The 15,767-nt window shown below is 64.6% G+C and carries 15 protein-coding genes; 9 read left to right on the top strand and 6 right to left on the bottom strand.

The genetic code is table 11. The annotated features are described in order from the left end of the window. Nucleotides 1-4: 4 nt before the first annotated feature. Together purD and phaR are read right to left on the bottom strand one after the other, a co-directional pair. Nucleotides 5-1,288 (bottom strand): phosphoribosylamine--glycine ligase, encoded by a 1,284-nt coding sequence (gene purD / locus C9F12_RS04075; protein WP_108448061.1) that lies wholly within the window; start codon nt 1,286-1,288, stop codon nt 5-7. A 102-nt stretch (nt 1,289-1,390) separates the two neighbouring features. Further along, nucleotides 1,391-1,879 (bottom strand): polyhydroxyalkanoate synthesis repressor PhaR, encoded by a 489-nt coding sequence (gene phaR / locus C9F12_RS04070; RefSeq protein ID WP_108448060.1) that lies wholly within the window; start codon nt 1,877-1,879, stop codon nt 1,391-1,393. A 119-nt stretch (nt 1,880-1,998) separates the two neighbouring features. On the opposite strand from phaR, the gene C9F12_RS04065 reads away from it, so the two are divergent. Then, nucleotides 1,999-2,712 carry a 16S rRNA (uracil(1498)-N(3))-methyltransferase gene (locus C9F12_RS04065; protein WP_108448059.1) on the top strand — a complete coding sequence of 238 codons (714 nt, stop codon included), beginning with the start codon at nt 1,999-2,001 and terminating at the stop codon, nt 2,710-2,712. A 39-nt stretch (nt 2,713-2,751) separates the two neighbouring features. Here the strand turns inward: C9F12_RS04065 and C9F12_RS04060 are convergent, their stop codons facing one another. The 3 genes from C9F12_RS04060 to C9F12_RS04050 all read right to left on the bottom strand — a co-directional run bounded on the left by C9F12_RS04060 (nt 2,752) and on the right by C9F12_RS04050 (nt 6,282). Beyond that, entirely contained in the window at nt 2,752-3,303 is a 552-nt protein-coding gene (locus C9F12_RS04060) for a RimK/LysX family protein (protein WP_231498512.1), read from the bottom strand. Nucleotides 3,304-3,468: 165 nt separating this feature from the next. Continuing rightward, nucleotides 3,469-4,776 (bottom strand): lytic murein transglycosylase, encoded by a 1,308-nt coding sequence (locus C9F12_RS04055; protein ID WP_108448058.1) that lies wholly within the window; start codon nt 4,774-4,776, stop codon nt 3,469-3,471. Nucleotides 4,777-4,980: 204 nt separating this feature from the next. Next, nucleotides 4,981-6,282 (bottom strand): DASH family cryptochrome, encoded by a 1,302-nt coding sequence (locus C9F12_RS04050; RefSeq protein ID WP_108448057.1) that lies wholly within the window; start codon nt 6,280-6,282, stop codon nt 4,981-4,983. 320 nt (nt 6,283-6,602) lie between these two features. Between C9F12_RS04050 and C9F12_RS04045 the strand changes: the two genes are divergently transcribed. Genes C9F12_RS04045 through C9F12_RS04020 form a run of 6 tightly spaced genes read left to right on the top strand, consistent with a single transcriptional unit; the run spans nt 6,603 to nt 12,465 of the window. Continuing rightward, nucleotides 6,603-9,455 carry a monovalent cation/H+ antiporter subunit A gene (locus tag C9F12_RS04045; RefSeq protein ID WP_045992126.1) on the top strand — a complete coding sequence of 951 codons (2,853 nt, stop codon included), beginning with the start codon at nt 6,603-6,605 and terminating at the stop codon, nt 9,453-9,455. A gap of 1 nt (nt 9,456) precedes the next feature. Beyond that, nucleotides 9,457-9,801, top strand: a complete 345-nt coding sequence (locus tag C9F12_RS04040) for a Na+/H+ antiporter subunit C (RefSeq protein WP_045992127.1) — start codon at nt 9,457-9,459, stop codon at nt 9,799-9,801. Beyond that, nucleotides 9,798-11,306: a monovalent cation/H+ antiporter subunit D gene (locus C9F12_RS04035; protein ID WP_108448056.1), complete on the top strand. Its 1,509-nt coding sequence runs from the start codon at nt 9,798-9,800 to the stop codon at nt 11,304-11,306. Before C9F12_RS04040 ends, C9F12_RS04035 begins: the two co-directional genes overlap by 4 nt. Then, entirely contained in the window at nt 11,303-11,803 is a 501-nt protein-coding gene (locus tag C9F12_RS04030) for a Na+/H+ antiporter subunit E (RefSeq protein ID WP_108448055.1), read from the top strand. The genes C9F12_RS04035 and C9F12_RS04030 overlap by 4 nt, the downstream gene beginning before the upstream one ends. Next, nucleotides 11,797-12,066 (top strand): K+/H+ antiporter subunit F, encoded by a 270-nt coding sequence (locus tag C9F12_RS04025; RefSeq protein WP_045992130.1) that lies wholly within the window; start codon nt 11,797-11,799, stop codon nt 12,064-12,066. The genes C9F12_RS04030 and C9F12_RS04025 overlap by 7 nt, the downstream gene beginning before the upstream one ends. A 15-nt stretch (nt 12,067-12,081) precedes the next feature. Beyond that, nucleotides 12,082-12,465 carry a Na+/H+ antiporter subunit G gene (locus tag C9F12_RS04020; RefSeq protein ID WP_045992131.1) on the top strand — a complete coding sequence of 128 codons (384 nt, stop codon included), beginning with the start codon at nt 12,082-12,084 and terminating at the stop codon, nt 12,463-12,465. Between the two features lie 91 nt (nt 12,466-12,556). On the opposite strand, the gene hemH is transcribed toward C9F12_RS04020, so the two are convergent. After that, a complete protein-coding gene (hemH, locus tag C9F12_RS04015) occupies nt 12,557-13,627 on the bottom strand; it encodes a ferrochelatase (RefSeq protein WP_108448054.1) in 1,071 nt (356 codons plus the stop codon). Between the two features lie 108 nt (nt 13,628-13,735). Here hemH and C9F12_RS04010 point away from each other — a divergent pair, with 108 nt between their 5' ends. Together C9F12_RS04010 and C9F12_RS04005 are read left to right on the top strand one after the other, a co-directional pair. Further along, nucleotides 13,736-15,316, top strand: coding sequence for a cryptochrome/photolyase family protein (locus C9F12_RS04010; protein ID WP_108448053.1), 1,581 nt, complete (start codon nt 13,736-13,738; stop codon nt 15,314-15,316). Further along, nucleotides 15,313-15,693 (top strand): DUF393 domain-containing protein, encoded by a 381-nt coding sequence (locus C9F12_RS04005; protein WP_108448052.1) that lies wholly within the window; start codon nt 15,313-15,315, stop codon nt 15,691-15,693. Before C9F12_RS04010 ends, C9F12_RS04005 begins: the two co-directional genes overlap by 4 nt. Nucleotides 15,694-15,767: the final 74 nt, after the last annotated feature.

Genomic DNA, 15,767 nt, shown 5'->3' with positions numbered 1-15,767 from the left:
ACGATCAGGACTGCCGGGCCATGGCGCGGTGGGCGATGTCCGAACGCCAGAAGGCGCCTTCGAAACTCACCGTCTTGACCCCGCGGTAGGCCAGCTCCCGAGCCTCACCAAGATCCTGACCGAGGGCGGTTACGCACAACACTCGTCCGCCGGAGGTGACCACCTGGCCATCCTTTTCCGCGGTGCCGGCGTGGAAAACCTTGACGCCCAAGGCCTCGGCACTGTCGCCTCCGCTGATCACGTCGCCCTTGCGGTAGCTGCCGGGGTAGCCTTCGGCGGCCATCACCACACCGATGGCCGGACGCGGGTCCCAGCGGCAATCGTGACCGGACAGGCGACCCTCGGCGCCGGCCAGACACAGCTCGGCCAGATCGCTCTGCAGACGCATCATGATCGGCTGGGTTTCGGGGTCGCCGAAGCGGCAGTTGTACTCGATCACCTTGGGTTCACCCGCGTCGGTGATCATCAGCCCGGCGTAGAGGAAGCCGGTATAGGGATGCCCTTCGTCGGCCATGCCACGCACCGTGGGGCGAATCACCTCGTCCATGATGCGCTGGTAGACGCTGTCGGTGACCACCGGTGCCGGCGAATAGGCGCCCATGCCGCCGGTGTTGGGGCCGGTGTCGCCCTCGCCCACCCGCTTGTGGTCCTGGCTGGTGGCCATGGGCACGATGGACTCGCCATCCACCATGACGATAAAGCTGGCTTCCTCACCTTTGAGGAATTCCTCGATCACGACACGAGCACCGGCATCACCGAAGGCGTTGTCTTCGAGCATGTCGCGAACCGCCGCCTCGGCCTCGGCCTCGGTCATGGCCACGATGACGCCCTTGCCCGCCGCCAGGCCGTCGGCCTTGATGACGATGGGTGCGCCCTTGTCCCGCAGATAGGCCAGCGCCGGTTCCACGGCGGTGAAGGTGCTGTAGTCAGCGGTGGGAATGGCGTGGCGAGCCAGAAAGTCCTTGGTAAAGGACTTGGATCCCTCGAGTTGGGCAGCGCCCTGGGTCGGGCCGAAGATCGCGAGCCCGGCGTCACGAAAACGATCCACCACTCCCTCGACCAGCGGCGCCTCGGGGCCCACGATGGTCAGGCCGACGCTCTCGCGCCGGGCAAAGTCCACCAGCCCGTCGAGGTCGGATACCGCGATATCGACGTTGGTCAGTCCCGCCTCCCGTGCGGTGCCGGCATTGCCTGGCGCCACGAAGACCGAGGAGACGCTGGACGACTGGGCGACCTTCCAGGCCAGGGCATGTTCGCGGCCACCGCCGCCGATGATCAGGACCTTCATCCGCTCAACTACCTTTCGAGTACCAAATGAGGCGGCATTATGGCAGAAAAAGCCCGCTCTCGCCCTCCTGGCCTCTCTCCATCAGAGCCGGGCGTGGGAGGGTCAGGAGGAACGCTCGTCGTCGTCCTTGGTGGTCCCGCCCTGGCTGGTTCCGCCCTGGCTGGTTCCGCCCTGGCTGATGGTGTTCTGCCAGAAACGCATGTTTTCCTCGGCCAGCTCGCGCATCAGCTCCATCGGCGAATGCCGCATGGCTTGCTGCCACTGATCCTGCATCTTCTTCTGCTGCTCCATCATCAACCGGGTGCCCTGCTCCAGGTAGCGCGCCAGGGGCAGCGGCTGAGACATGGCGTACACCCGAATCAGCTGTTGCAGCAGGTCATTGGAGAACACCTCGGCGTCGCTGTCGGCCTGCTCCTGCTCGATGATGATCGACAGCAGAATGGTACGCGTCAGGTCCTCGCCACTCTTGGCATCTTCCACACGGAAAGGCACTTCCTCGAGAATCAGGCTTCGTAGATCCTCGAGCGTTACATAGCGGCTCTGTTCGGTATCATAGAGCCGGCGATTGGCATACTTGCGAATCACGCGCACGGCGCTGCTCCTTTGTTCGTGGGAAGCTCCGGGACTGCAGCTGCAGATCCTCGGCTTCGTTCGCATCCATTTTGCACCGCGACACGGCCCTTGCAAGACAAACCGGTATTCGAGGTTCCATGAATCTGATACTTCTCACCCGGAACGACGTCGATGACGCCGGGTTGGCACGGGTCCGCGACCCCCGACGCCTGGCCCACCTGCGCCAGGTCCACCGCGCGCGACAGGGCGACGTGATGACCCTGGGACTGGAGAACGGCCCGCTGGGCCGCGGTCAGCTCGTGTCGCTGACCGACGATGAGGCCTGCTTCGACGTTTCCGGGCTCGATCAGGCTCCGCCCGCGGCGCTGCCGGTGCACCTGGTGCTGGCGCTGCCTCGCCCACGCATGCTGGCAAGAAGCATAGAGCATGCCACCGCGCTGGGGGTGAAGCGCATCACGTTGCTGCATAGCCGCAGGGTGGAGAAGAGCTACTGGCAATCCCCCGAGCTCGATCCTGCCAAGATCCACCAGCACCTGGTGCTTGGCCTGGAGCAGGCCCGCGATACCACGCTGCCGGTGGTGGACACGGCGCGGGGCTTTCGGCCCTTCGTCGAGGACCGTCTGCCGTCCCTGCTGGAAGGACGACGGGGCCTGTTGGCGCACCCCGGGATGGCGAATGCCTGCCCTCGTGGCCTGACCGAGCCTGTGACCCTGCTGGTCGGCCCCGAGGGCGGCTTCATCGAATGGGAGGTGGAACAGATGCTGGCGGCAGGCTGCGAGGGCATCCACCTGGGCGAGCGCATCCTGCGGGTGGAAACCGCGGTGACCGCGCTACTGTCCAGGCTCTTCTAGGCCAACCCTGTAGACCACACCAGCGGTGCCATCGACGTATCAGCTCTCGCTGTCCTCGTCATCGGCACCGTCATCCTTGTTGGTGCCGTACTCGCCTTCTCCCTCATGCTCGATGACCGGAGAGTTCTCGTCGCAACTCGGCTCGATCATGAAGGTCTCGCGCACGTCCAGCAGCCCGAGCTCACCGATGGTACGGCGCCCCAGCAGCATCGGGTAGTTCATCTCTTCCCGGTTGCGCAGGCTGAACTGCTCCTCGTGGATGGTGTCCCCCATGCACACCTCCATCAACACCACCAGGCGCTCGTCGCGACCGCCGGCCCCGCGCACCGTCATGTCGCGATAGAGCGGGCGTTCGAGCTGCTTCTTGAAGGTCTCGCCGGTCTCCTCGTCCTCGAGTTCGAGGGCGAAACGCACCCAGGGTTCGCCTTCCTTGTCGAAGCGCTCGATATCCCGGGCATCCAGCGAAGACGTCAGCGCACCGCTGTCCAGCTTTGCCTTCACTTCGACGTCCCAGGGCTCCAGGGTCGCCATCTCGACCCAGCCAAAGACGTCAGGGCCGTCATCGGCCAGGGCGCCGCCGGCCGGCGCCATGCAAAGGGGAAGCGCCGCCAGCGCCATCAGTCGGGCGGGGCCCGACAGCCATCGATTCCAGAGAGTCATCGTGCCATTTCCATGTGGAGGGCGTCCCGCCGGACGCCGATACGTCAGGCCCCTGAGTCAGGGGCCGCCTTGATGTTTTCAGGGCTGATTGATCGCTCAGCGGCTCAGGCGTTCGAGCAGGTTGAGCGTGGCGAAGCCGTCGGGCACCAGATCCTGGTCGCGCTGCCAGGCGCGCAACCCTGCCCGGGTATTGGGACCCATGATGCCGTCCGGGGTTCCCACCTCGTAGCCAAGCGCCTGAAGCCGCGACTGCAGCGTCTTCACCTGAGTACGAGAGAGCGGTTGCTCGTCACGAGGCCAGCCACCCTCGATGCCGGCGCGCCCGGCGATACGGTCGCTCAGCGAGGCCACCGCCAGGGCGTAGCTGGTGGCGTTGTTGTATCGCAGGATGGCGCGGAAGTTCGGTCCCACCAGGAAAGCAGGACCACGCGCGCCGGCAGGAGTGATCACCGACGCCTCATCGAAGGCCGGCAGATCGCCACCGCCCAGCGGGCTCACACCCAGGCCGGCCCAGGCCGAAGCGCTCTTGCGGGTATCGAGCTCGGTCTGGGCGTAGTCGAACCCGGACGGCAGTTGCACCTCGACACCCCAGGGCTCGCCCTGACGCCAACCGGCACGATCCAGGTAGTTGGCGGTCGACGCCATGACGTCGGGGATACTCGCCCAGATATCACGGCGACCGTCGCCGTCTCCGTCCTTGGCGTAGGCCACGAAACTGGAAGGAATGAACTGGGTATGGCCCATGGCCCCCGCCCAGGAGCCCTTCATGCGCTGCGGCGTGATATCGCCGGCGTCGATGATCTCGAGCGCTGCCATCAGTTCACCGCGTGCAAAGTCTCGGCGCCGACCGTCATAGGCCAGGGTCGCCAGTGCCTCCAGGGTCGAGAAGTCACCGAAGTTCTGGCCGTAGTTGCTCTCGATACCCCAGATGGCGGTAAGGACCTCGGCGGGCACACCGTAGTCGGCCTCGGCGCGGTCGGCCGCAGCGCGATTGGCGGCGAGCTTGTCACGCCCCTGGGTCACCCTGGCGTTGGAGACCGCGGTATCCAGGTATTGCCAGATCGGGCGCACGAACTCTGGCTGGGAGCCGTCGAGTTCGATCACCCGGGGACGGTAGCGCAGGCCATCCAGCGCGCGCGCCAGGGTCGCTTCGCTGATGCCTTCTGCACGCGCCTGATCACGAAAGCCGGCCAGCCACTGATCGAAGCTCTGGGGCTCGGCTGCAGCGGCGGCAGGGGCGGCAGGGGCGGCCTGCCCAGACGCTTCGCCACTGGCGCTGGCGGTGACGCTTGCACCAGCACTGGCATTGGTAGCCGCCGCGGCATCGCCGGAGGGGGCGGCGGAGGTACTCTGGCAACCGGCCAGGGTCACCACAAGAAGGGCGGGTAACAGTCGAGTCAGCATGATGAAGCAATCCTTGGCGATCAATATGCGGGCATGATGACCCAGGACCCGCTGTCATACCAGCCAGTCAGGACACCAGAGCATCGCAAGAAGTGGCACCACTACCACCAAGGTGAGAGCTACCCGCAGGGGCAAGAGACCTCATACGGGAGGTCGAACGTCGTGGTAAACAGGACATCGCTCGTCCTTCCATACACCAGTGCCTCAATGCCCCAGTGCCTCGTAGGAAGACGGCAGCAAGCTCACCTCCTTCCAGTGGCGGACATAGCGTTCACCGGGGTCGTAGCGCCGGCTCTGTTCGTCGATATCGAAGATCCTGGGTTTGGCGTTGCGGCCCACTCCTGCGATGTACTTCCAGTTGCCCCAGTTGCTGGCGACGTCATGGTCGATCAGACAGCGTTCGAACCAGGCGGCGCCGTGGCGCCAGTCCTCCCCGAGATCGTGCACCAGGTAGCTGGCGACGAGCTGACGCGCGCGATTGGAGAGCCAGCCGCTGACCGACAACTCACGCATGGCTGCATCGATCAGCGGCTGCCCGGTCGCGCCCAGGCGCCAGCACTCGAATGCCTGCCCCGGCGATGGTGGGGGATCGCCGAACAGCGCCTTGCCTTCCTGGCGTGCCGCCCAGTGGAAGTACTCGCGCCATAACAACTCGTGATAGAAGTGGCGAGATGATGTGTTGGCGCCCCGCCGGTCTTCCCATTCTCGCAGTGCTTCGAGGACCTGGGTCGCCGACACACAGCCAAGCGCCAGCCAGGGCGATAGACGGGACGAAAAGCCAGCGCCGATCAAACCATTGCGCGTCTGCTGATAGGTCGCCAGCAAATCGGACTCCCACACGACGTCGTCGAGACGCTGCCAGGCGGGCGCTTCACCGCCGACAAAGGCAAGCCCGGCGCTGTCGGGCGCGTCGTTCAAGGCGTCCGCTTCGCGTGACAATCGCTGCAAAGAGGGCAGTCCGCGCGGCGCTCGCTCCGGCCACGCCGGCTGCGTCGCCGGGGGCGGACGGCTGTGACTTCGAGGAGACGCCTCGCCGAGACGACGCCGGAAAGCCGACCAGCTTGCCGGTACTTCATCCAACGTCATCGGCAACGTCTGCGACGTCCACAGCGTGCCCGTACCACGACGCTCCAGTCGACACTGCCTTGGCAGGCAGCGTACCAGTCGCTCAAGCTGGTCGTCCCCGCCTGCGGCCTCGCTGGCCACCACCCGTGTCACCTGATACTTCTCGGCCAGCCGGGCGACCAGCGACACCGGCTCGTCCACCGCCACCAGCAGGTCGCTACCCTTCTTCAACAGCGTCCCACGCAACTCCTTGAGACACTGCCACAGAAAGCGCAGCCGCCGAGCGCCGATACCGGCCACGCCGTCTGCCGATGTGCCATCAAGCAGCGCCTCGTCGATCACGAACACCACCAGGCGCTCGCTGACCGAGGGCGCGATGTCCAGCAAGGGGTTGTCGGCCAGCCGCAGTTCCCCACGCAACCACACCAGCTCTGTTTCCATGTCACGCTCCCGACAGGCCTGAAGATTCTCGGCACGCGCCCCGAGGGCACAGATCGTGCGCTACCGACGGAGGCATTGCCCTACTGCATAGCGATAATATATAGGCCTTGTACACCACATGTACAACTTTTAGAGCGCCGACGACTATCACGTTGAATCCGCACGGGGCAGCGATCCGTCCATCTTTCGGGTAAAGTGGGTCGGCGCTTCAGGGTGAGCTGATCAACACCCCTGGCGGTAGGCCAAGGCATTGTGAGGGCTCGTGTTTTCAGACCATCGCGGCGCTCACCACGTTCAAGGACAGGCAGGATGACCGACAGATGACTTTGCTATGGATTCCCTTGCTCCCCCTTCTCGGTGTGCTGGTCCCCGCATTGACCGGATCTAGAGGCCGCCCTCTTTGCACCCTTGCCACGGCGGTCCTTCCCGCCATAGCCCTGGCCATGACCCTGGCCCAGCTACCCGCCCTGGGTGCCGGGGATATCCCTCGGGTCTCCCTGAGCTGGGTGCCCCAACTGGGGCTGGACCTGGCCTTTCGCCTCGATGGCCTGTCACTGCTGTTCAATGTGCTGATCCTGGGCATCGGCCTGCTGATCATCCTGTACGCCCACTACTATCTGGACGCCAGCGAGAACTACGCCCGCTTCTACGCCTACCTGATCCTGTTCATGGCCTCCATGGTGGGCATCGCCATGGCCGACAACCTGCTGGTGCTGTGGTTCTTCTGGGAGTTGACCAGCCTGTCATCCTTCCTGCTGATCGGTTTCTGGTCACACCGCTCGGAGGCGCGCAAGGGCGCGCGCATGGCGATGACGGTCACCGGCGCCGGTGGCCTCGCCCTGCTGGCGGGCTTTCTGCTGCTGGGCGATATCGTCGGCAGTCTCGACATGCAGGTGGTGCTGGAAAGCGGCGAGACGATCCTGGCCGACCCGCGCTACCCGCTGATGCTGGTCCTGGTGCTGCTCGGCGCCTTCGCCAAGTCCGCCCAGTTCCCGTTCCACTTCTGGCTTCCCCATGCCATGGCGGCACCGACTCCGGTGTCTGCGTACCTGCACTCCGCCACCATGGTCAAGGCGGGGATCTTCCTGATGGCGCGCCTGCATCCCGCCATCGCCGGCAGCGAGCTGTGGTCGGCCATCGTGACCGTGATCGGTATCGTCACCATGGTGTATGCCGCCTGGTTTGCTCTGATCAAGGCGGATCTCAAGGGTATCCTGGCGTTCTCCACCGTCAGCCATCTGGGCCTGATCACCGTACTGCTGGGCATCGGCAGTCCCATGGCGGTGCTGGCGGCGCTGTTTCATATCCTCAACCACGCCACCTTCAAGGCCGCACTGTTCATGTGTTCGGGGATCATCGACCATGAGGCCGGCACCCGCGACCTGGCCCGGCTGGGCAAACTGGCCAAGGCGATGCCGGTCACCTGCGTGGTGATGAGCATCACCGGCGCCGCCATGGCGGGCGTGCCGCTGTTCAATGGCTTCATCTCCAAGGAAATGTTCTTCACCGAGGCCCTCGAGACCCACGCCTTCGGCGGCCTCAGCCTGGTGCTGCCGGTACTGGCCACCATTGGCGGCGTGCTGTCGGTGGCCTATTCCGCGCGGCTGGTCCACGCGGTGTTCTTCTCCCCTCCGCGCCACGCGCCGCCCAAGACGCCGCACGAGCCGCCCCATCTGATGCGAGCTCCGGCGGAGCTGTTGGCGGTGCTGTGTATCCTGGTCGGCCTGTTCCCGGCGCTGATGGCCACCTGGCTGATGGCGCCTGCGGTCGAGGCGGTGCTGCTCGAGCCGCTGGAGTTCCACCTGGCCCTGTGGCACGGCTTCAACCTGCCGCTGGCGATGAGCGCCGTGGCCCTGGTCGCCGGCGTCATCACCTATATCCTGCATCGCAAGATTCGCCAGTTCGTGCGGGACTTCCCGCCGCGTGATGCCAGCCGTATCTTCGAGGGTGTCATCCAGTGCATCGGCGATCGCGCCGAGCGCATCACCGAATGCGTCGACAACGCCTCGCTGCAGCGCTTCATGACCCTGCTGCTGACCGCCTCCCTGGTGGTCGGCGCCATCGGTCTGGCCCAGATGGATACCCTGACCGGGGCCAAGGGCAACCAACCGGTGGACGGCGTGCTGCTGGTCGGCGCCCTGCTGCTGGTGTTCACCGGCATCGGTACCGCCATTACCCATCGCCATCGTCTGATCTCGCTGCTGATGCTGTCGGTGGTGGGCCTGCTGGTATCACTGACCTTTGCCCGCTTCTCGGCACCGGATCTGGCGTTGACCCAGCTATCGGTCGAGGTGGTCACCATGATCCTGCTGATGCTGGCGCTGTTCTTCCTGCCCCAGAAGACCCCTCGGGAATCCACCCCGGCGCGGGCGCTGCGCGACCTGGTGCTGTGTACCGGTCTGGGCGGAGTGATCGCCGGACTCAACTACACCGTGCTGACCCGCGACACCGAAAGCATCTCGGACTTCTTCCTCGACAACAGCGTGCCCGGCGGCGGCGGCCACAATGTGGTCAATGTCATCCTGGTCGACTTCCGTGGCTTCGACACCCTGGGCGAGATCACGGTGCTGGCGATCGCCGGTCTCGCCATCTTCAAGCTGCTCAACCGTCTGCGCCTGTTCATGCCTCACAGCGACAGCGAGGGACGCATCTGGGCACCGGACCGCTACCCGATGATTCTGACCACCATCTCCCAGACGGTACTGCCGCTGGCACTGCTGGTGTCGGTGTTCATCTTCCTGCGCGGCCACAACCAGCCCGGTGGCGGCTTTATCGCCGGCCTGATCACCGCGGTGGGATTGATCCTGGTGTACATGGCCCGGGGCGTTGCCTGGACCCAGAAGCGTCTCGACTTCCCCTACCAGCCGGTGGCGATCCTCGGCGTCGGTGTCGCCGCCCTGACCGGCTTCGGCAGCTGGCTGTTCGGCGCACCCTTCCTGACCTCGTCTTTCGGCCATTTCCATATCCCGCTGATCGGCGATATCGAACTGGCCACCGCGATGCTGTTCGATCTCGGTGTCTATCTGGCGGTGGTCGGTGCGACCCTGATGATCCTGGCCAACCTGGGCAAGGTGACCACCCCCCACCGTCCGGCCAAGGAAGACCATGACGCGACGGAACGCGGCCTGCACCGCACCGACGACCCCACCCCCGACGGCAAGGAGACCGTGTGACATGGAAATGCTCTATGCCATAACGACCGGCGTGCTCGCCGCCAGTGGCCTGTATCTGATGCTGCGCGGCCGAACCTTCCCAGTGGTGGTCGGTCTGACGCTGCTCTCCTACGCCACCAACCTCTTTCTGTTCTCCATGGGCGGACTGACCACCGGTGGTTCCGCCATCATCGACGGCAAGAGCGACTACAGCGATCCGCTGCCCCAGGCGCTGGTGCTGACCGCCATCGTCATTGGCTTCGCCATGACCGCCTTCGCGGTGATCCTGGCGATGCGTGCACGGGGCGACATGGGCAATGACCACGTGGACGGGCGCAAGGCCGAGGACAAGGAGGAGCGACGCTGATGTCCCACCTGATCGTGATGCCCATCGTGCTGCCGCTGGCAGCAGCGGTGGCGCTGCTGCTGACCCGATTCGGCAATGCCACGCTCAAGCGTGGTCTTGGCCTTGCCACCACCCTGGCGCTGCTGGTGATCAGCGTGATGCTGCTGCGCCAGGCGGCCAGCGGCGAGATCCAGTACTACGCCCTGGGCAACTGGCAGCCGCCCTTCGGCATCATCATGGTGCTGGATCGGCTATCGGCGCTGATGCTGTTCGTGACCTCGATGCTGGCGGTTGGTGCGGTGCTGTTCGCCTGCGGCGGCGACGACGAGAAGGGCAGCAACTTCCACGGCCTGTTCCAGCTGCAGCTGATGGGAATCAACGGCGCCTTCCTGACCGGCGACCTGTTCAACCTGTTCGTGTTCTTCGAGGTGCTGCTGCTGGCCTCCTACGCCCTGCTGGTCCACGGTGGTGGCAAGGCGCGCATCCAGTCGGCGGTGCACTACGCCGTGCTCAACCTGGCGGGATCGGCGCTGTTCCTGTTCGCCGTGGGGCTGCTGTACGGGGCCACCGGCACCCTCAACATGGCGGACATGGCCCAGGCGGTGAGTCAGCTGCCGGGAGAGCGTCAGGGCATGGTCGTCGCCGGCGCTCTGCTGCTGCTGGTGGTATTTGGCCTCAAGGCGGCGGTACTGCCACTGTATTTCTGGCTCCCGCGGGCCTACGCCAGCGCGCCGCCGCCGGTGGCCGCCCTGTTTGCGGTGATGACCAAGATCGGCGTCTACGCCATCCTGCGGGTCTACTGGCTGGTCTTCGGCGACCAGGCAGGTCCCCTGGAGGCGCTTGAGCAGAGCTGGGTGTGGTGGCTTTCGCTCGGCACCCTGGCGATTGCCGGTGTCGGCGTGCTGGCCGCCCGCGACCTGCGTCTGCTGGTGGCCTATCTGGTACTGGTGTCGGTGGGCACCCTGCTCGCCGGCGTCGGCATGCGCTCCCCCGAGGCGGTGTCGGGCCTCCTGTTCTATCTGGTGCACACCACCCTGGTCACCGGCGGGCTGTTCCTGCTGGCGGACATGATCGGCGTCCAGCGTGGCAAGGCCGGTACCCGCCTGGTGCGCGGCCGGATACCGCGCAACGCCACGGCGCTGGGCCTGATGTTCCTGATCGGGTCCATGGCGGTGGCGGGCCTGCCCCCGCTGTCCGGGGCGCTGGGCAAGGTCATGCTGATGAACGCCGGCGACAGCGCCCAACGTCTCTGGTTCTGGCCTCTGCTGCTGGCCACCGGCCTGTGCGCCATCGTGGCGCTGTCGCGGGCAGGGTCCACCCTGTTCTGGCGCAGCCAGGCCAGCGATGACGGCGATTCGCTGTCCCCCTGGCAGTGGGCGGGCACCGGCTGGCTGCTGGCATCGTCGCCGTTGCTGGTGATCCTGGCCGGCCCCCTGGCCGGCTACACCGAGGCCACGGCAGAACAGTTGAGCGACCCGCAACCGATGATTCAGGCCGTTCTGATCGATCAGGGAGACGCCCAATGAACCGACGCACTCGCTCACTACTGCCGACACCGCTGCTCAGCCTGCTGCTGCTGGTCGTGTGGCTGTTGCTGGTCAACACGGTCTCGGTCGGTCACCTGCTGCTTGGCGGCTTTCTGGCCGTGCTCATCCCCTGGCTGACCTACCCCTTCTGGGACATGCAGCCCGGTGTAAAGAAGCCCTGGAAACTGGTGCGCTTCTTCTTCCGGGTGATCGGTGACATCGTGGTGGCCAACATGCAGGTGGCCTGGATCATCATCAATCCCTGGCGCCGCACTCGGCCCCACTTCGTCGAGTATCCGCTGATGCTCGAGGAGCGATTCACCATCACCCTGCTGGCCAGCACCATCACCCTGACCCCAGGAACGGTGTCGGCCAACCTGCGCATGGACGGCAAGACGCTGCTGATCCACGCTCTGGACGTGCGTGACGAACAGACCCTGATCCGCACCATCCGCGAACGCTACGAGCAGCCGCTGAAGGAGATCTTCGAATGCTAGACACCGCCTTGACCATCAGTTTGGCGCTGGTCTGCCTGGCGCTGCTGCTGAACCTGTTTCGCCTGACCGTGGGCCCGGACATGCCCGACAGGATCCTGGCGCTGGATACCATGTACGTGAACTCCATCGCCCTGATCATCCTGATGGGAGTGTGGCTCAACTCCAAGACCTACTTCGAAGCCGCGCTGCTGATCGCGCTGCTCGGCTTCATCAGCACCATTGCCGTCTGCAAGTATCTGCTGCGCGGCGATATCATCGAGTAACTTCGGGAGAATTCCATGTTCTACGTCATTCTCGAGGGGCTGATCTCGGTGCTGCTGATCGCCGGCGGGCTGTTTGCCTTCATCGGCTCGCTGGGCATGGCCCACCTGCGGGACTTCTACATGCGCCTGCACGGCCCGACCAAGGCCACCACCCTGGGCATGGGCTGCATCCTGTCCGGCTCCATGGTGTACTTCAGCGCCACCCAGGAAGGCACCCACCTGCAGGAGATGCTGATCACCCTGTTCCTGTTCATCACCGCCCCGGTAAGCGCCCACATGCTGGCCAAGACTGGCCTGCACCAGCGCCTCAAGTATCTGGACAAGACCCGCGGCAAGCCGCTCGAATTCCGTGAGGAAGAGGTTGGGGACAAGCCGGTGCCCCACCCCGACCGAGACTAAAAGCCTAGCTTCATGCAAGCTGGATACGAAACGGGCAGCCCATGGGCTGCCCGTTCTGTGTCTGGCTATCGTGGCGCGAAAGGCCGAGCGATCAGATCCAGCCGCCCAGTTCGCGCTTGACGATATCGGCCAGCACCGCGATATGGTCGTCGCGATCGTTGAGACACGGAATGTAGATGAAGTGCTCACCGCCGGCCTCCATGAAGGCGTCGCGGATCTCTTCCTCGATCTCTTCCAGGGTCTCCACGCAGTCGGCGCTGAAGGCGGGGGACAGTACGGCGATACTCTTGTGCCCCTGACGCGCCAGCTCCGCCACCTTGTCGACGGTGGCGGGGCCCACCCATTCTTCAGGCCCGAACTTGGACTGGAAGGCGGTAACCACTTCGTCCTCGGCGTGCCCCAGCCGTTCGCGCAGCAGTCGCGTGGTCTTCCTGCACTGACAGTAGTAGGGGTCGCCTTCCTCCAGAAAGCGCTTGGGTACGCCGTGATAGGACGCCACCACCACCGAAGGCTGGTGCGTCTCGTTCTCCAGGCGTTCGCTGACCGAGGCGGCCAGGGCCTCGATGTAGCCCGGCTCGTCGAAGTAGGCCGGCACCGTTCGCACCGATGGCTGCCACTTGCGCTTCATCAGCTGGCGGAAGAACTGATCGCAGGCGGTGGCGGTGGTGGGCGAGCCGTACTGGGGATACAACGGGAAGAACAGGATACGCCGACATCCCTTCTCCTCCAGCTCCTTGAGCGCCTTGTCGGTGGAAGGATTGCCGTAGCGCATGCCGAAGCTGACCTCAATCGAGTCCCCCAGCTCAGCGCGCAGCCGCGTCGACAGCTTCTCGCTCTGGCTTCTGGTGATGGTAAGCAATGGACTCTCGTCCTTGTCGGTGTTCCAGATGCTGCGATAGGCCGCCCCGGAAGCAAATGGCCGGCGACTCAGGATGATCAACTGCAGCAGTGGCTGCCAGAGCCAGCGCGGATAGTCGACCACTCGCTGGTCCGACAGAAATTCGCTGAGATAGCGGCGCATGGACCAGTAGTCGGTATCGTCCGGCGTACCCAGGTTGGCGACCAGCACGCCGATCTTTTCACGTGCGACGGCGGGGTGGTCGACCGGCGCCTGCTCCGGGCGATGGGCCTCCACCACTGAGGGGGGAACGGACTGATCCATGAAGGTGACTTCCTCTTGGTAGCGAATGCACAAAGCCTATCACCGGTGGGTATCAGGCTCGAATGAAGTGTTACTATGAAGAGGATTTGTACAATTTTTGGTGAACCCATGTCCAGATCCTTGATCCTGATCACCGGCGACCAGTTGAGCCTGGACCTCGGACTCTTGCAGACCGCTGGCGACAACGACGTCGTCGCGCTGTGCGAGGTCGCCGAGGAAGGCCGCTACGTGCCGCATCACCCTCAGAAGATCGCCATGATGCTGTCGGCCATGCGCCACTTCGCCGCCACGCTTCGCGACAAGGGCTATCGCGTCCACTACAGCGCCCTCGATGATCCGGACAACGCCCATGGCCTGCTGGCGGAGGCGGAACGCCTCGCGCAAGCCTACGACTGTTCGCGGATTGTCACCACAAGGCCCGGCGAATGGCGGCTGCTGGATGCCATGGAGCGCCGCCAGGGCGGGATACCCTGGCAATGGGTCGAGGACAACCGCTTCTACTGCACGCCTGGTGAATTCGGCGACTGGTTGTCCCATCGCCGGCAGCCTCGCATGGAGGGCTTCTATCGACTGATGCGTCGCCGCACCGGCCTGCTGATGGAGGGCGATGAACCCATGGGCGGCCAGTGGAACTTCGACAAGGACAACCGACGACCCCTACCCCAGCACTACACGCTGCCCAAGCCTCCCCGCCACACCGTCGACGACATGACCCGTGAGGTGCTGACACTGGTGGAGGAACACTTCGATGAACACTTCGGTCGTCTGGATGGCTTCCACTGGCCGGTCACCCGACGCCAGGCGCTGGTCGATCTCAGACACTTCATCGATCACCTGCTGCCGAGCTTCGGTGACGTCCAGGACGCCATCAGCGACAGCGATCCCTTTCTCTTCCACTCGCGCCTGTCCGCTCCCATGAACCTTGGCCTGCTCAGCCCGAGAGAAGTCTGCGAGGCCGCCGAAACCGCTTATCTCGAGGGGCATGCACCGATCAATGCGGTGGAAGGTTTTATCCGCCAGATCCTCGGCTGGCGAGAGTACGTCAGGGGCATCTACTGGACCCGTATGCCGGACTACAAGGGCTATAACGCCTTGCAGGCCCGCAGGGGTCTGCCCCACTTCTACTGGAGCGGTGACACCGACATGCGCTGTCTATCCCGCGCGATTGGCATGACCCGGGACAACGCCTACGCGCACCATATCCAGCGTCTGATGGTGACCGGCAACTTTGCTCTGCTGTGCGACGTCAGCCCCGAGGCCCTGTGCGACTGGTACCTGGCGGTCTACGCCGACGCCTGCGAATGGGTCGAATTGCCCAATACGCTTGGCATGGTGTTGCACGCCGACGGTGGACTGATGGGCTCGAAGCCCTACTGTGCGTCAGGCAAGTACATCGATCGGATGTCGGACCATTGCCGCCACTGTCGCTATGACGTGAAAAAGACCCTGGGCGAAGACGCCTGTCCCTTCAACAGCCTCTACTGGGACTTTCTCGAACGTCACGCCGACACCCTGGCGAGCAATCCTCGCATGAAGCTGATCTATGGCTCGCTGCGCCGCATGAGCGATGACAAGCGCAGCGCCATGCGCCGCCAGGCCACGTCCTTTCTCGACAACCTGGCATGCGAACCGAGCTACGGTCAGGGTCCCCACCGCGACGGCTATCGACCTCAGGGAGCGAATCCATGAATCGGTTCGAGACACTCGCCACACCGCTTGCGCTGTTTCATGATGGTCAGTGCCCACTATGCCGCAAGGAGATCGCCTGGCTGAGGCGGCATCCGCGCAGCCGGCTGATCCACTTTATCGATATCCGCGACGACGATTTTTGCGCCGAGGCCTGGGGCCAGCGCTTCGATGACATGCTGGGCAAGCTGCACCTGCGCGACGCCACAGGTCGCTGGTTCATCGGCATGGATGCCACTCGCGCATTGTACGCGACGCTGGGTCATCGCCGTTGGGTGCAGCTAAGCAGCGTACCCGGTTTGCGTGGACTGCTGGACATCGGCTATCTGGGCTTCGCCCGACTGCGCCCCTGGCTAACAGGGCATCAAAGGAAGCGATAAGGCAGGTCGACACCGCCAAGGGCCCTGGCAGCTTGCGCCAGGGACTTGTGCGGTGAACGTGGGTACATCAGTGG

The sequence above is a fragment of the Halomonas sp. BN3-1 genome (assembly GCF_003056325.1).
GTDB classification, from domain to species: domain Bacteria; phylum Pseudomonadota; class Gammaproteobacteria; order Pseudomonadales; family Halomonadaceae; genus Halomonas; species Halomonas litopenaei.
This window is presented reverse-complemented; position numbering and strand designations above follow the sequence as displayed.

Excerpts from the sequence above, each read along its gene's own strand:
- C9F12_RS04025 (WP_045992130.1), top strand. The coding sequence starts at position 11,797 with ATGCTAGACACCGCCTTGACCATCAGTTTGGCGCTGGTCTGCCTGGCG.
- hemH (WP_108448054.1), bottom strand. The coding sequence starts at position 13,627 with ATGGATCAGTCCGTTCCCCCCTCAGTGGTGGAGGCCCATCGCCCGGAG.
- C9F12_RS04060 (WP_231498512.1), bottom strand. The coding sequence starts at position 3,303 with ATGGCGCCGGCCGGCGGCGCCCTGGCCGATGACGGCCCTGACGTCTTT.
- C9F12_RS04020 (WP_045992131.1), top strand. The coding sequence starts at position 12,082 with ATGTTCTACGTCATTCTCGAGGGGCTGATCTCGGTGCTGCTGATCGCC.
- purD (WP_108448061.1), bottom strand. The coding sequence starts at position 1,288 with ATGAAGGTCCTGATCATCGGCGGCGGTGGCCGCGAACATGCCCTGGCC.
- C9F12_RS04055 (WP_108448058.1), bottom strand. The coding sequence starts at position 4,776 with ATGCTGACTCGACTGTTACCCGCCCTTCTTGTGGTGACCCTGGCCGGT.
- C9F12_RS04040 (WP_045992127.1), top strand. The coding sequence starts at position 9,457 with ATGGAAATGCTCTATGCCATAACGACCGGCGTGCTCGCCGCCAGTGGC.
- C9F12_RS04030 (WP_108448055.1), top strand. The coding sequence starts at position 11,303 with ATGAACCGACGCACTCGCTCACTACTGCCGACACCGCTGCTCAGCCTG.
- C9F12_RS04005 (WP_108448052.1), top strand. The coding sequence starts at position 15,313 with ATGAATCGGTTCGAGACACTCGCCACACCGCTTGCGCTGTTTCATGAT.
- C9F12_RS04065 (WP_108448059.1), top strand. The coding sequence starts at position 1,999 with ATGAATCTGATACTTCTCACCCGGAACGACGTCGATGACGCCGGGTTG.
- C9F12_RS04050 (WP_108448057.1), bottom strand. The coding sequence starts at position 6,282 with ATGGAAACAGAGCTGGTGTGGTTGCGTGGGGAACTGCGGCTGGCCGAC.
- C9F12_RS04010 (WP_108448053.1), top strand. The coding sequence starts at position 13,736 with ATGTCCAGATCCTTGATCCTGATCACCGGCGACCAGTTGAGCCTGGAC.
- C9F12_RS04045 (WP_045992126.1), top strand. The coding sequence starts at position 6,603 with ATGACTTTGCTATGGATTCCCTTGCTCCCCCTTCTCGGTGTGCTGGTC.